Source organism: Limnospira indica PCC 8005 (genome assembly GCF_000973065.1).
Taxonomy (GTDB): Bacteria; Cyanobacteriota; Cyanobacteriia; order Cyanobacteriales; family Microcoleaceae; genus Limnospira; species Limnospira fusiformis.
The window spans coordinates 4,332,274-4,347,505 of record NZ_FO818640.1 but is presented as its reverse complement, the minus strand read 5'-3'; the positions used below and the strand labels follow the sequence as shown (position 1 = coordinate 4,347,505).

The window sequence follows — 15,232 nt, the reverse complement described above, 5'->3', positions numbered from 1 at the left end:
ACTTTTCAGCATTGATGAACATCAACAAAAACTCCCGTTTTGGATGGAAAAAATGACGCTTGTACTAAACTTTAACGGTCACAACAATAAGCAAATCAACAAAATGCCTCTCAATCCCATCTTTAATCCTGATGGTAACGATGATGTGGCTCACCGTTCAATGTGGTTTGGCGAGACTACCAACCTAATGCAACTCAATGATGTTCGCTATTCTTGGGCAGTCGGTTTATACAAGCAAATGCGCGAAAATTTCTGGGTTAATTAGGTAGCCCAGATTAAACCCCTTGAAAACGGGGGAACTCTGGAGTTGCATGGTTCGCCAAAACTGGGGATAACCGACAAGGAACCTTACCAAGTTGATGTTAAACAAAGAAAAGGTTTTTTTGCGCTAATGGCGATCGCATATAGCACTACAGACAATCCCGTGCCCAGCTCACAGATACTGAGAAGGTGTAGAGACTATCCAGGTTATGGAGTAGGCAGTAAGCGGTTGACTGTCGAAGCGGGGGGCTCTTTTGTTTCACAAGAGATGATGATATAGTCCGATCTATGTGGTGACACATAGCAGCTTGAATAAAGCGGGCAACACCTAGCGACTGTTGTTGAACATCAATGACCTGAAAAATTAGACATCACCCAGGATGTTGTCGATTACACTAATTTAACCCCTGATGAACGGACGGCATTTGATGGAATTCTATCTTATTTAACTTTCTTGGATTCCATTCAAACCTGCAACATTCCGTATCTGAAAAATAGTGTAACTGCCCCAGAAGTCAGCCTCTGTATGGCCGAACAAATCTCTCAAGAAGGAATGCACAATCAGAGTTATCAATACATGATTGAAACTATCATTCCTTCGGAACGGAGAAACTACGTTTATGACTTTTGGCGCACCGATAAAGTTTTACGCGATCGATGTGAGTTTATCGCCGGACTTTATCAAGAATATGTTGATGATCCCACCCCGGAAAATTACTTTGTCTCATTGATGGCAGATTACTTGTTAGAAGGAATGTACTTTTATAATGGGTTCATTTTCTTCTACAATTTGGCATCGCGAATGTTAATGCCTGGAAGTGCCGATATTTTCAAGATGATTAACCGTTAATGTTAGCGGCTATTGTCAGTAATGATAATAGAAAACCCCTTGAATTCAGGGGAAGTCTCATTGAGATAATCCTGAGCGAAACCTATGCTAATTAGCAGAATGTTCAAACTATGTCAGAGTTAAAATCTGGTAACTGTTATGAACAAGGGACGTGCAAAGACCATCCAGAAATGGAGTAGAGTCAAGCGACTCGAAGCGGGGGGAATCCTTCTTACATAAGTTAAGGATTGTGATATGGTCTGTTCTATTCGGCGACGGGTAGCTGCTTAAATCAAGCGGGTAGGGAATAGCGACCCCTACTGAACATTAAAGGACGAACTTTCTCATGTGCGGTTATTCCAGAAAATTATCCCGGAAGCTATGGCAATTTTTCCCCATTCCCAAGACCGGATTTATGAAATGTTCGATGCGGCTGTTCAACATGAATGCCGCTGGACCAATCATATTGTTGGTAACAACATTTTGGGAATTACTGAACACAGTACAGAACAGTACACTAAATATCTCGCTAATATCCGACTGCGTTCTATTGGTTTAGAATCCCTCTATAGTGACCCCAAATACCAAAAGAGTCCCTATACTCATTTAGAGCGTTTCTCGGATACTAAAAAAGAAGCTCACACTAAGGCGAACTTCTTTGAAGCCAGTGTTACCAGTTATGTGATGTCTTCTGGGGTGAGTGGCTGGGATGAAATTTGAGGATTACCCACCACTAAACTGTTAGCAACGCAACCAAGACAGGAAGAGACTATCACAAACCTTCTTCCTGTTTTGATTTCTACGGTCAGCCTCTGACGCGGAATTGCTACCATGAGTAATAATACTGAATGTTTCAGACCCATATAACCCAGACATTCCTCAACAGGTGTTCTACAATAAGATATTGCACCCCTGTAAAATTCCATTGATCCAATCTTCGAGATAATGAGAAAACTGTTTAGCGATTTAATTTCCAAACCAGCACCCCCAGCCCAACCCCAACCCCAACCCCCCCAAATTAAAAAACGCCGTGGCGGTATCAGCATTAAAACCCCCGAACAAATCGAAATCATGCGAGAGTCGGGTAGAATAGTCGCGACAGTCCTCAAAGAGATCTCACAACAGATCAAACCTGGTATGACTACCGCAGAAATCGATGCCTACGCTGAAAGGCGGATTAGGGAATTAGGCGCTGTTCCTAGCTTTAAAGGCTATCACGGCTTCCCGGCTAGTATTTGCATCTGCATTAATAACGAAGTAGTCCACGGTATCCCCCGTAAAAATAAGGTGATCCGTAACTCAGATGTGGTAAAAGTCGATACAGGAGCCTACTACCAGGGTTTTCATGGAGACTCCTGCATCACTATTGCTATTGGTGAAGTGACACCATCAGCTAGTAAACTGATTAGAGTGGCTGAAGAATGTCTGTATAAAGGCATTGAACAAGTCAAAGCTGGAGCCTACTTGCTAGACATCGCTGGAGCTATTCAAGACCACGCAGAAGCTAATAACTTTCAGATTGTCCAAGAGTTTACAGGTCATGGGGTAGGAGAAAACCTGCACGAGGAACCTTCGGTGTTTAATGTCCGCACCTATGATTTACCTAATGTCAAGCTCAAAGCAGGTATGACCCTAGCCATTGAACCTATTTTAAACGCTGGCTCTCGATTTACCCGTATCCTTAGCGATCGCTGGACGGCAGTTACGGTTGATAACGCCTTATCTGCCCAATTTGAGCATACTGTATTAGTGACTGAAAACGGCTACGAAATTTTAACCGATCGCCATCAAGTCTAAACAGATACCCCACCAGCCAAAACAGGTAAATTTTCCTCAACCCTACTAAATACCCCCTCCCTTGGGTCTAGGGTTGAGGAGAGATCCACTTTCCCCGGCTTCGGCTGATAAGTCATCAAACCTGTTAACTTTTATCAACTTTATAAAAATGTCAAATCAAATCCCAGAAAATGAGCCACAAGGGGAAGAAATACCCCCAGTATCTCCTCGACTTTTATTAGTAGATGATGAACCGGGATTAAGGGAAGCTGTCCAAGCCTATTTAGAGGACAGTAACTTTATTGTAGATGTCGCGGAGAATGCTAAACTGGGCTGGGAATTACTACAGCAAAATCTACCGGATTTGGTAATTACTGATATTATGATGCCGGAAGTTGACGGCTATCAATTCCTCGAACAAATGCGGTCAGAACCCAAATTTAAAGCACTTCCTGTGGTGTTTTTAACTGCTAAAGGTATGAAAGGCGATCGCATTCAAGGTTATCAAGCCGGTTGTGATGCCTATTTATCTAAACCCTTTGACCCAGAAGAACTGGTAGCCATTGTTAAAAACCTGTTAGAACGTCGAGCCGCCACCCGCCAGGAAGCCGAAGAAGGCACCCCAGATATTACCGCCTTAGCTGGACAAATTGCCCGCATTGAAAATATGCTCAAGGGTAAAACTGGCATCAATTTGAGTCCTTCCCCCATTAAAATTGACCTAACACCCAGAGAACAAAGTGTTTTAGATTTAGTCGCTCAAGGACTAATGAATAAAGAAATAGCCAGCCGTTTAGAAACCAGTGTCCGCAATGTCGAAAAATATGTGAGTCGGTTATTTACTAAAACTGGAACTAATAGCCGCACTGAATTAGTCCGTTATGCTCTCGAACACGGTTTAACCAAGTGAAAATACTTGGGTATTTGTTAAGATTTATTGAGAATCATCATGAAATCTCCATTTTTTTGTTAGCATTCAGTCAGAGAGCATGATTTAATCTCAAATTAGGTTAACATTTTACGGCAATACAGTATAATACCAAGTATGGGTGCGAGACCTTCGGGTATGAAATAGAGCTGAAATGGGCGAAATAACTACCCGGTGAGGACTTCAACCCCTTGGTTGATTGGGTCGCATCCCTGGCCATCCCATAACACAGCCTGATTTTTTGGCCCACCTTCGAGACTTCCAATATGGTTGCCAAGGTGAAGCGTCTAATCAGGTCTAAGACTGCCCGCGCCATGCTGACATGGGCGCATTATCGATTCAAACTAACCCTGAGACATCAAGGGGAAATAACTGAACAGTTGTAGATGTGACCGAAGAATACACCAGCAAAACCTGTACTCACTGTGGTCATGTCCATTCCCAGCTAGGTGGCTCAAAAGTGTTCCGATGTCCGGAGTGCGGGTTCACTCTACCACGGGACTGGAACGGTGCTTTTGGAATCTTTCTAAAAGCTTTGCGGGATACCGCCTCTGTTACCTTAACGGGTAATAGTGCTATCGTCGCATTGTCCGGGAACAACCGGAAAAATGTCGCGTAAATGTATCAGTTCAAATTGACAACAGTCAATCCGATTATGAAAACCTCTGTTTGGCATAAAGAATCAGTATCAACCCTAATCCAAACATTTTTACTCCTGGTGCTGCTGTTGAGTTTTTTCCTGATGATTAGTATGGCAGGCACCGTTTGAGATTAGAGATGATCGAATTATCGCGATGCACTATGCTCAATGACCAAAAATACACCCCGTCTCTTTTGAGCGGGGGAGTTGGAAATTTAAAGTCGCACTAATAGGTTAAGGCCGTGGGTATCGGTGCCACAGGTAGGCAGTAAATTGTAATCCCAAGCCAGTTGTTGTATTTCTTCAGTAATTTTCGGCGTTGGATACCAGGGGTTAGTCCGGCGATAGCCATAGAAAACCTCAACGCCATCAATTCCTAGGCGACTGGCTTCGGGGATGAGTTCTGCGGATGGGCGGCGATAGCGTGCTGGGTGAGCTAAAACAGCTAGACCGCCAGCATTTTGGATAGCGGCGATCACAGCCCCAGCCCCGGAATTTTGACGAGGGGCGGAATGATGCTGTAAATAGGGATAGATACTGGGAGCATCTGGGTCAAAAGCATAGCCCAAAATATGCACGTCGGTTTCCAGGAGGTGGGCGTTAATTTCAACACCCGTCCACAGGGTCAGGGATGGGATGTTGTCTGGTTTGCAAGCATGACTTTTCCGGTGATTTAACCAATGCCGGGCGATTTGATAGCCCTCAGTGGTATGGTGGTCTGTGATGGCAAGTCCTTTGAGTCCAATAGCGATCGCCTGTTGAATTAGGGCGATCGGGTCAAGCTGTCCATCCGATTTCGTGGTATGAGCATGGAAATTGTAGGATGTGGGACAGCTATCCGCATCAATTCCCTGTAAGACTTGAATAAGTGCTGACCGACTCATAGCCGTAGACTCAACATATTGCTTCTGAGCATTTTCCCAAGTTTTCGATAAACTGGAGAAGGATGCAGAAGCCGGGACAAGATTGACTGACATAGCCGTCGATTTCTTAATAAACCTTTACCTACATCTACTGTATCGAATTTATCAGGCCTGATGTGGGATTTCGGCTGATTTAAGGACGATTTTAGATTTAAAATTCTTATATATACTTACTAATTCTTATATATACTTACTAACTGCCATTTTAGGGAAGGATGGGGCGATCGGGTGGAATTGCCGATGCCCATTTTTCCCCACCCTAAGCTGATGCTTCACTGTTGCGATAACTAGCCGCCTGATTAAGCAATTTAGACCAACGCTTCTGTACCTGTTTGGGAGTACATTTGAGAGCGACTGCGATCGCCTTATCAGTTTCTCCATCCCGCTTGAGTTGCAATAAAGTCCTTTCCGCCAGAGACAGATTATCTTGAAACACCCGCCATTGCTCAGTAGTCATCCCCAGTTTTTGGTCTAAGTCCGCTCCCAACCACTCATGAACCAGTTTCCAGTTATTAGAGTGAGCAAACTTTTCGACATGGTACTTAAACCGTTGTTGTAAGTAGTCCCGTTGACGAGGGGTGAGATTAAGGGCCTTATCAATATCGCCGGCTTGCCAATCCTGAAGTTTCAGAACCAGATAATCTACACAATCATTCTGACCCTGAGCTTCCAAATATTGTATCAGTTCTGCAATCACGCGATCGCGCAATACAGCATCAGCCGGGTCAACCATCTCAGACACCATCAAATCGCGAATTTGCTGCATAGCGTGGGTGCGACTTTGAGCCTCAGCTTCCTCAGTTTTGCCCCCCTCAACCGCCAATTCAATATCAAGAGACATTTCTGGGGGTTGACCTTTAGCAAAACCTTGAGCCCGCAGGACGATTAACCGTTGGCGGTTGCGACCCGGTAAACCAATCTGACGCTTGGCATATTGTTCTGTAAAAGCCATATATTCCGAGAGTTCTAACCGAGTTTGGGGGGTGTATTCCGCTTCCAGTTGATGTTCACGACGAAACGCCCGCAGAGACTCAATATAGAAGCCTTGGAGGAAATCTTCAATCAAATTATACCGAGCCTGGAAATGCAGATTAGAGTTAAAAGGAGCTACATGGCGGTACACCATCGCGGCCAAATTTGAGTGCAGTTCAACCCGACCTTGGCGAGAACCCAGACGATAGTATTGTAAGCATTTTTGCAGGCGATGGCGGGCTAAGTTCAGTTGCCAGGTTCCTACTTCCCCGGAATCTTGAATCCGCTTGCTTTTGCTGCAAATGCGATCGACTTCTATAGCAATTCGCATCATTACTGACTCGCTGCTGGCTGGTTTCAGTTTCAGAACTTGCTGAATTTCCTCTAGGAGGCTGTTAACTACCGTTTGAGTATGTAAGGTCTCAACACTGTTATCTGACAGTTCAGGGGCGGCGACGACGTTGGTAGAATTAGTATTAAACATTTTAATTACCTGGTATAAGTGGGCTGTTGCAGAGGTTGAGGCGTAGGTGCAAGGTCTTGGCTGGCTTGTTTGTTTCCCTGTCCTGATTCAACTCTCTACAATTTGAATAGTAGGAGCAACCACATTCAAACAGGGTCTGAACTGTTCCACTCTTTTAAGTAACTGCAATCACTGCTAGGGTGAACTGACCCACTATGTGAATATCACTCTCGAACCTATTTCGCTCAAACTCCCTCTGGATAAGGATTTAGACATCAGCGCGATCGCTCCTTTTCCCCCATCGTTCAACCTATAGGGCTACCCCCATTTCGTAGACAGTTACCTAACTGGTTCCTTCTGTAGTCTTCTCAAATGGATCTTGGGTTCCACGCTCTATCCACCCAACCTATTAAATATGTTGGGTTCCACTACAGTTACAGCAAAACCCCCTGATGTTGGGTTCCACTACAGTTACAGAAAACCCCCTGATGTTGGGTTCCACTACAGTTACAGAAAACCCCCTGATGTTGGGTTCCACTACAGTTACAGAAAACCCCCTGATGTTGGGTTCCACTACAGTTACAGAAAACCCCCTGATGTTGGGTTCCACTACAGTTACAGAAAACCCCCTGATGTTGGGTTCCACTACAGTTACAGAAAACCCCCTGATGTTGGGTTCCACTACAGTCACAGCAAAACCCCCTGATGTTGGGTTCCACTACAGTTACAGCAAAACCCCCTGATGTTGGGTTCCACTACAGTCACAGCAAAACCCCCTGATGTTGGGTTCCACTACAGTTACAGCAAAACCCCCTGATGTTGGGTTCCACTACAGTCACAGCAAAACCCCCTGATGTTGGGTTCCACTACAGTCACAGCAAAACCCCCTGATGTTGGGTTCCACTACAGTTACAGAAAACCCCCTGATGTTGGGTTCCACTACAGTCACAGCAAAACCCCCTGATGTTGGGTTCCACTACAGTCACAGCAAAACCCCCTGATGTTGGGTTCCACTACAGTCACAGCAAAACCCCCTGATGTTGGGTTCCACTACAGTCACAGCAAAACCCCCTGATGTTGGGTTCCACTACAGTCACAGCAAAACCCCCTGATGTTGGGTTCCACTACAGTCACAGCAAAACCCCCTGATGTTGGGTTCCACTGCGTTACACCCAACCTACTTAAAATAGATGGCTGTATCATGGCCTGAGTTCCTGGTATAATATTCGTCTACTGGTGATTAGATGGCACAAATCCCTGAGATTCCACGAGTCCCTTCCACTGAGCATTAGAAATCTGTCGATAGTAATGTAGTAATAGCGATCGCCCTGAGCCGAAATAAATTAAATTAACAATTATTCCCATTCAGCCATCAGCTCATCCCTCCCCAAATCGATAATTAATATGCCCCCTTTTTTATGAAAATAGTAGCTCTCCGAATTAAAAACTATCGCGCCTTTGAATCCTTAGAAATTAAAGATATTCCCCCCTTCTGCGTCATCATTGGAGCCAACGGCACCGGCAAATCAACCCTCTTCGATATCTTTGGATTTCTGCGTGATGCTCTCCAAAATAATATTCGGCAAGCCCTGCAAGTTAGAGGCGGATTTAACGAAGTAGTTACCAGAGGAAAAAGCCACGAAAATATTGAAATAGAATTAAAATTCCGCATGGAAATATCCAACACAGAACGCCTGGTTACCTATATTTTGATTGTCGGTCAAGAGAAAAGAAGACCCATCATCTATCGAGAAATTCTCCGCTATAAACGTGGTGAACATGGTAAACCATTTCACTTTCTGGAATTTCAAAAAGGTCAGGGATATGCTATTATCAACGAAGAAGACTTTAGCCAACCTGATGAACACCTAAAACGGGAAGAACAAAAACTTGAATCCAGCGATATTTTAGCCATTAAAGGATTAGGACAATTTCAAAGATTCAAAGCCGCCAGTGCCTTCCGTTCACTTATCGAAAACTGGCACGTTTCCGATTTTCATATTAGCGAAGCCAGAGGCAGCAAGGATGCTATGCCGAACACCTCTCCCCCACAGGCGATAATATGGCAGTCGTTGCCCAATATATCTATCAAGAACACCCGGAAATATTTGACGAAATTATCCAGAGAATGCAGCAAAGAGTCCCAGGAATTTCTAAGGTAGAAGCTCAAGAAACGCCAGATGGTAGATTAATCCTTAAATTTCAAGACCAAGCCTTTAAAGATCCTTTTATCGATCGCTATGTTTCCGATGGAACCATGAAAATGTTTGCTTATCTAATCCTCCTGTTTGACCCTAAACCTCACCCTTTACTCTGTGTCGAAGAACCAGAAAATCAACTCTATCCGAGTCTTTTATATGAACTGGCTGAAGAATTTGCCAGCTATGCTGCTAGAGGCGGACAGGTCTTTGTATCTACCCACTCTCCAGACTTTCTCAATGCTGTTCCCCTGGACAGTATTTTCTGGCTCACCAAAGAACAAGGAATCACCAAAATCTCAAAAGCCAGCCAAGATAAAAGCCTGATTAATCTCGTCAACGCCGGAGACTTACCTGGGTATCTGTGGCGTGAAGGCTGGTTGACTAGCTAGTTACTAGGTTCTTTAGCGGAAATAGTTTCGAGGTGAGGAGATGGAATCGGAACTTCCTCGACGACAGGATGCTTATCGAGGGTGAGATCGGTTTGTTGAGAACCGGATAAACGTTTAAGTAGTTTAGGTTTAGGGTCATGGAGTAAGTAAATAATACGATCGCCTGCTTGCCAAGTTTCCGCCACTGGGACTACCATTAGCTGTTCTTGACGCAACAGTAATAGAGGGAGAAACTCCCCTGACCGAATCATCGCTTGTAAATGCGATCGCTGAAACTCCAGTCCCGGTTGTCTCAGCAAAGTTTCCCCCAACTTCACCTCACGGTCTTGGACATATTGACTCCACTGTTTAAGGGGAAACTCTGGAATAAAAGCCTGTTGTACCTTCTCTTTACCATTACTGTTAGCCGTTTTCTTTTGGGGTTCTTGGGGAAAAATCGCCAACACACGGGGAGGCTGGAACTCTTCCGCCGCCCGTTGTGCTAAAACTAGATTCACCTCACCATTGCTAGTCATAGCCAGGAAAGTCCCCATAGACTCAAGTCCCGCCTCTTCCAAGACATTAGGATCAAGGGCGCTACTCTGATAAACACGCAACCCTTCATCCTTAGCCTGTTCGCAAGCCTCTGGGTCAGTATCAATAATCACCACGGACTCATTGCGTTCTTGGAACATTTGTCCAATCAGGCGGCTGATAGGATTTGAACCGACAATTACGGCTCCGGTAGCTGTAGATGATGTAACTCTTAATAGTTGAGCCACATATTTAGCCGTTAGTCCTTGGGTGACAACAGTCATAATAATCGTCAGGAAAACCAAAGCCTTAATGGAGTCTCCCCCATTCATTCCCCGTTGAGTCAACAGAATCGCAAATAGGGAAGACACAGAGGCTGATACAATTCCCCTAGGTCCTATCCAAGCAATAAAAAACTTTTGTCGCCAGTTAAGTTTACTCGATAGGGTACAAATCAAAACGTTAATGGGACGGACAATAAACATCAGAGCGAGTACAGTTAACACACTCCCCCACCCCAAGGCGACAATACTTTCTAAAGACAGATCCGCGGCTAACAGAATAAACAGCACGGACACACATAACATGGTCAGTTGTCCCTTAAAGCGGCGCAGTTGACGCATTTCTGGAACCCCGACAGAACGCACCACCATACCGGCGACAACTGCAGTCATTAGCCCCGATTCACTACTGACCAATTCAGCAGCATCATAGAGTCCCCACAGAGCAGCTAAGACGACTAAACTGGTGAGATCCTCAGACATAAACTTAGCTTGTTTGAGACTCCACCCCATTAATGCACCACCGACGACCCCGATAGTGGCACCAATTCCTAGACGAGTGATTAATTCCCGGAACAACTCCACGGGGTCAGCACTACCACTGAGAACTACATTAAGCACTAAGACGGCGAGAATAGCACCAATGGGATCGATTAGCACTCCTTCCCCTTCCAAAATCGCGGCTACGGGTCGATCCACAGAAACCTGTTTGAGTAGGGGACCAACTACAGTAGGTCCGGTCACAACGACTAAGGACGCATACAGAAAGGCGATCGGCCAGGGAAATTCCCCTAGCCAATGAGCAGCCATACCACCACCGACCAAGGTGATCAATGTTCCGGCTGTTACTAAGTTACGGATACTTCCCGAAACAGCCCCTAAAGCTCTCAGTTCTAGACTTAATCCCCCTTCAAACAGAATTAGGGCTACCGAAAGGGAGACAATGACTTCTAAGCCATCGCCGAGTAAGTTGGGATGGACTAGCCCTAAAATATCATTGCCTACTAGGATACCGAATATCAGTAGAAAGACAATGGCAGGAACTTTCAGGTAGTCCGCTAAAACTTGAGCACCGATACCACTAATGATGGTTATGACCATCAGCATGGTGATCTCAAAGGATGTGTCCATAAGGGTTACTGTCGCACGCTCAAAATATCTTTCTTAACTTGATATCAGACCCGCCATGAAACAGAGGAGGATTCCATCTGCTCCAACAAATCAAAAATTGATTATTGTTGAACTTCTGGCGGGGTAACTACTTGGGGTAGATAGTGGGAACTGGGAACAGTGAGGTTAATCTTAACCTATCCTAGATTTGGCGATCGCCTTACCCCCTATATAGCAGTTTATCGAGAACTGGGTCTACGCCATAATCTGGCAAACTCTACCATGGTAGGGGCGGGAATTTGCGTTTGTAGCCATTCGATCGCCTCTTTTTGGGTAGCAGTCCCACTGTAGAATCTACAGACATCGAGTAACCGAATATCAACCACTACTTCCGGGGTGGCGTTCCATTTCTGCTCAAATTCCAGCAAGATAGTCGCTGGAATTTCCCGCTGTAACCACCGCAGAGCTTGATTTTGGTTCGGCAGATCCCGATAATAACGGCACACATCTATAATTCTAATCGACTGGGTTTGGGGAATAGCCTGATTTCTCCACAAACGCGCAAACTCTAATAAGGTCTCCGATGGGATTCTCTCCTGTAACCAGACTAAGGCTTTATCTTCCGTCGCAGAACCACGATAGATCCTACAGATATCAATTAGTTCTAAGGTTGGTGTCGGTGCGGGTGCGGGTGCGGGTGCGGGTGCGGGTTCCGGTGCGGGTTCCGGTGCGGGTTCCGGTGCGGGTTCCGGTGCGGGTGCGGGTGTCGGTTCTGGTGTCGGTTCGGCTTCTACCCTTGGTGGGACGAAGTTTTCCACTTGACCCATTAATGCAGTCCAGGTTTTTAAGCCAGCTACCCCATTTTTTTCTTTAATGCCTTTGTTATCCTGAAAACTGATGACAGCCCTTTCGGTTCCCGCGCCAAAAATGCCGTCAATTACTCCGGGTTCAAAGCCGCGTTTTTTCAGCATTGTCTGCATCAATTCTACTTTCGGTCCCCGTTCCCCTCTGCGGATACTCTCAAAGATGTTTATATCTACCCCGCCTCGGATACCATCAACTTGACCGCGATCTGTATATTGCCAAAATACCCAGGTTTTCCATTTTCCTGGTATGGCTGGTTTTTCGGCTTGGGTATAGTGGGCGATCCATAGGGGATATTCCGAAAAGCGATCGGTGTTCAGTTGTTGCCAAAATCCTGGATAGGTGTAAATTATCGGTTGATATCCGGTGGCTGCTTCGATCGCTTCTAGCCACACAGCAGCGCGATCGCATATTGTTTTGGAATCTAGCCCGTCCGTGGTTTCAATATCTAACACCGGGGGTAAATCTCCCGGTTCCAGGGGAACAGTTCTCAGGAAGTTATCGATTTGTCCTTGAATATTGCTGGCCGGCCTAAAAAAGTGATATGCTCCCCTAATTAAGCCGTTGGCTTTGGTTGCTTTCCAATAGGGAGCAAAAACATCCGCCACAAAGGTGGCTCCCTCCGTTGATTTAATTACAGCAAACTCCATACCGGAATTAGCCACTGCTTTCCAGTCAACGTTGGGTTGGTAGTCTGAAACATCTATACCGCGTATACTCATGGGTTTGACATTTAACAATAATATTTTGATCGGGTATTGGCGAAAATTCGGATCAGCTCATCAAATCGCTATCGGGCCAGTAAATTTAGCCATTGACTCCAGTTTCGCACTTTGACTATCATACTTCTGAGTTCCGTTGATTAACAGTTATGTTAGCCGATCGCTATTTTTTCCGCCGTCCAGTGGCGATCGCTTGATGTATAAACTTTAATATCCCCTAATCCAGCTTGGTTTACCATCTCCTGCACTTCTTCTAAGGTAAATGCCGCCTGTAGGGAATCTCGGAATAGTTGTTTTTGATGCTGGTTACAGTCCCCTGCATATTCCTCTACTAGGCGATCGCGATCGGCTTCATTTTGCGGTCGCTGTAAGTCCCGCAGGAAAATCCCTCCCCCCGGTTTTAATACTCGTTTTACCTCACACAAAAAAGGTAAAGGGTCCCCTAGATGATGCACTATACTATTGGAAATTACTAAATCAAACTGACCGTCAATATATGGCAACTTTTTGGCATCCACTAAGGCTAATTCCACTTGATTACTCACTGCCGCAGCCTTGATATTACTCTCCCCTATTTTCAGCATATTTTCGGATAAGTCAATCCCGATAATTTGCCATCCTGGCTTGTGTTGGGCTATCAAAATCGGGATGCGCGCTGTTCCCGTTCCCGCATCTAATACCATCCCTTTCGATTTGGGTAAAACGGCGATCGCCTGTTCCGCAAAAGCTCTATTCACCTCTAAAAAGTCCATAGAGTCATACTCTACAGCCTCCGACCAACTATCCATTACTTCCGGTTCTAACACTCGTTTCATTTAGATTCCTTTAGCCATCAACTTTGACAAAAAATCATTTATTAACCTTAAATTATTATTGATGAATTATTGATTGTCAAGTCCTGAACCCTCCTCGGATGATTTTAGGAAACTTGCCTTAAACAAAGTCCTGATGGTTTATAATGAAAGATTGTATAATTTCCCCCTACCATATTGAAAATGGTTGAAAATTTAGTGATTATCGGTTCTGGTCCCGCTGGATACACTGCCGCTATCTATGCAGGACGCGCTAACCTCAAACCCATTGTATTTGAAGGATATCATAAGGGTGGGGTTCCCGGTGGACAATTAATGACCACCACAGAAGTAGAAAACTTCCCCGGTTTTCCTGATGGTATCACCGGACCGCAATTAATGGATCGCATGAAAGCACAAGCCGCGCGCTGGGGGGCTGAATTAATTACCGAAGACGTGATTAAAGTGGATCTCAGTCAAAGACCCTTTACCCTCACTTCCCCAGAGCGGGAAATCTCTACCCATAGTATTATTATTGCTACGGGAGCTACTGCTAAACGCCTAAACCTACCAGGGGAAGAAATTTTCTGGAGTAATGGCATTTCCGCCTGTGCTATTTGTGATGGCGCTAGTCCCCTATTTAAAGGAGTGGAATTAGCCGTTATCGGTGGCGGCGACTCAGCCGCAGAGGAAGCGGTTTATTTAACTAAATATGGCAGTCATGTACATCTTTTGGTGCGTCGAGATGAGTTGCGTGCTAGTAAAGCTATGCAGCAGCGGGTTTTACAAAACCCCCAAATAACCGTTCATTGGAATACCCAGGCATTTAAAGTATTTGGCAATGGTAAACTTGGGGGAATTGTCGTCAAAAATAATCGCACCAACCAGGAAAGTGAATTGCGGGTTAATGGTTTATTTTATGCCATTGGTCATACTCCCAACACTGATATTTTTGAGGGACAGTTAGAACTGGATGCTGTCGGTTATATTGTCACTAAAAATAATGGCGTAGAAACCAGCGTTGAGGGTGTTTATGCCGTTGGAGATGTTCAAGATCATGAATTTCGTCAAGCGGTGACAGCGGCGGGTAGTGGCTGCATGGGGGCGATGTTGGCAGAACGATGGTTATCCTCTCATAATTTGGCTCGGGAATTTGCACAAACTCAATCATCATCAGAGACAACAGCCACTCACCCAGAAACTGAGGCCGCAGACACTGAGGAAACTTACGATATCAATAAAACTAAGCATAAAGGAAGTTATGCCCTGCGGAAACTCTACCATGAGAGCGATCGCCTAATTATGGTTAAATATGTATCCCCCACCTGCGGCCCCTGTCACAGCCTCAAACCGATTTTAAATAAATTGGTCGATGAGTTTGATGGTGAAATCCACTTTGTCGAAATTGATATAGAACAGGACCCGGAAATTGCACAAAATGCCGGAGTGATGGGAACTCCAACTATTCAGTTTTTTAAACATAAGGAGTTAGTCAGAGAAATGAAGGGGGTTAAACAAAAAAGTCAGTATCGAGATGTCATTCAAAGTAATTTATAGTTATCCTTTCGG

Annotated in this window: 13 protein-coding genes and 3 pseudogenes; 10 read left to right on the top strand and 6 right to left on the bottom strand. The window is 45.0% G+C overall.

The features are described 5' to 3' along the window. The first annotated feature begins 52 nt into the window (after positions 1 to 52). The 6 genes and pseudogenes from XZ46_RS18930 to XZ46_RS30265 all read left to right on the top strand — a co-directional run. On the top strand, positions 53 to 265 hold the full coding sequence (locus tag XZ46_RS18930) for a hypothetical protein (RefSeq protein WP_006668400.1): 213 nt from the start codon (positions 53 to 55) through the stop codon (positions 263 to 265). Positions 266 to 628: 363 nt separating this feature from the next. Continuing rightward, positions 629 to 1,111, top strand: a pseudogene (locus XZ46_RS18920) (ribonucleotide-diphosphate reductase subunit beta); the annotation flags it as partial. A gap of 318 nt (positions 1,112 to 1,429) precedes the next feature. Continuing rightward, positions 1,430 to 1,810 (top strand): annotated as a pseudogene (locus tag XZ46_RS18915) (ribonucleotide-diphosphate reductase subunit beta); the annotation flags it as partial. Positions 1,811 to 2,035: 225 nt separating this feature from the next. After that, positions 2,036 to 2,887, top strand: a complete 852-nt coding sequence (gene map, locus XZ46_RS18910; protein WP_006624242.1) for a type I methionyl aminopeptidase — start codon at positions 2,036 to 2,038, stop codon at positions 2,885 to 2,887. A gap of 148 nt (positions 2,888 to 3,035) precedes the next feature. Further along, positions 3,036 to 3,776, top strand: coding sequence for a response regulator transcription factor (locus tag XZ46_RS18905; protein WP_006624244.1), 741 nt, complete (start codon positions 3,036 to 3,038; stop codon positions 3,774 to 3,776). A 245-nt stretch (positions 3,777 to 4,021) separates the two neighbouring features. Further along, positions 4,022 to 4,413, top strand: a pseudogene (locus tag XZ46_RS30265) (zinc ribbon domain-containing protein); the annotation flags it as partial. Between the two features lie 236 nt (positions 4,414 to 4,649). Here XZ46_RS30265 and XZ46_RS18900 read toward each other — a convergent pair. Together XZ46_RS18900 and XZ46_RS18895 are read right to left on the bottom strand one after the other, a co-directional pair. Then, on the bottom strand, positions 4,650 to 5,411 hold the full coding sequence (locus tag XZ46_RS18900; protein WP_006624246.1) for a PHP domain-containing protein: 762 nt from the start codon (positions 5,409 to 5,411) through the stop codon (positions 4,650 to 4,652). A gap of 205 nt (positions 5,412 to 5,616) precedes the next feature. Continuing rightward, entirely contained in the window at positions 5,617 to 6,813 is a 1,197-nt protein-coding gene (locus XZ46_RS18895) for a HetZ-related protein (RefSeq protein WP_006624247.1), read from the bottom strand. 431 nt (positions 6,814 to 7,244) lie between these two features. On the opposite strand from XZ46_RS18895, the gene XZ46_RS18890 reads away from it, so the two are divergent. Then, entirely contained in the window at positions 7,245 to 7,535 is a 291-nt protein-coding gene (locus tag XZ46_RS18890) for a hypothetical protein (protein ID WP_071829365.1), read from the top strand. A gap of 487 nt (positions 7,536 to 8,022) precedes the next feature. On the opposite strand, the gene XZ46_RS37620 is transcribed toward XZ46_RS18890, so the two are convergent. Further along, entirely contained in the window at positions 8,023 to 8,157 is a 135-nt protein-coding gene (locus tag XZ46_RS37620; protein ID WP_257720169.1) for a hypothetical protein, read from the bottom strand. Between the two features lie 53 nt (positions 8,158 to 8,210). On the opposite strand from XZ46_RS37620, the gene XZ46_RS36060 reads away from it, so the two are divergent. Further along, complete coding sequence (locus tag XZ46_RS36060) at positions 8,211 to 8,954, top strand: AAA family ATPase (protein ID WP_008052632.1); 744 nt, start codon at positions 8,211 to 8,213, stop codon at positions 8,952 to 8,954. Continuing rightward, positions 8,921 to 9,382, top strand: coding sequence for an AAA family ATPase (locus tag XZ46_RS36055; RefSeq protein ID WP_006624252.1), 462 nt, complete (start codon positions 8,921 to 8,923; stop codon positions 9,380 to 9,382). The genes XZ46_RS36060 and XZ46_RS36055 overlap by 34 nt, the downstream gene beginning before the upstream one ends. Here XZ46_RS36055 and XZ46_RS18870 read toward each other — a convergent pair. The 3 genes from XZ46_RS18870 to XZ46_RS18860 all read right to left on the bottom strand — a co-directional run bounded on the left by XZ46_RS18870 (position 9,379) and on the right by XZ46_RS18860 (position 13,687). Next, positions 9,379 to 11,307 carry a cation:proton antiporter gene (locus tag XZ46_RS18870; protein ID WP_006668407.1) on the bottom strand — a complete coding sequence of 643 codons (1,929 nt, stop codon included), beginning with the start codon at positions 11,305 to 11,307 and terminating at the stop codon, positions 9,379 to 9,381. The genes XZ46_RS36055 and XZ46_RS18870 overlap by 4 nt on opposite strands. A gap of 218 nt (positions 11,308 to 11,525) precedes the next feature. Beyond that, on the bottom strand, positions 11,526 to 12,872 hold the full coding sequence (locus XZ46_RS18865) for a GH25 family lysozyme (RefSeq protein ID WP_006668408.1): 1,347 nt from the start codon (positions 12,870 to 12,872) through the stop codon (positions 11,526 to 11,528). 152 nt (positions 12,873 to 13,024) lie between these two features. Further along, positions 13,025 to 13,687 (bottom strand): class I SAM-dependent methyltransferase, encoded by a 663-nt coding sequence (locus XZ46_RS18860; RefSeq protein ID WP_008052624.1) that lies wholly within the window; start codon positions 13,685 to 13,687, stop codon positions 13,025 to 13,027. Positions 13,688 to 13,867: 180 nt separating this feature from the next. Here XZ46_RS18860 and trxB point away from each other — a divergent pair, with 180 nt between their 5' ends. After that, a complete protein-coding gene (trxB, locus tag XZ46_RS18855) occupies positions 13,868 to 15,220 on the top strand; it encodes a thioredoxin-disulfide reductase (RefSeq protein WP_006668409.1) in 1,353 nt (450 codons plus the stop codon). The last annotated feature ends 12 nt before the right edge of the window (positions 15,221 to 15,232 follow it).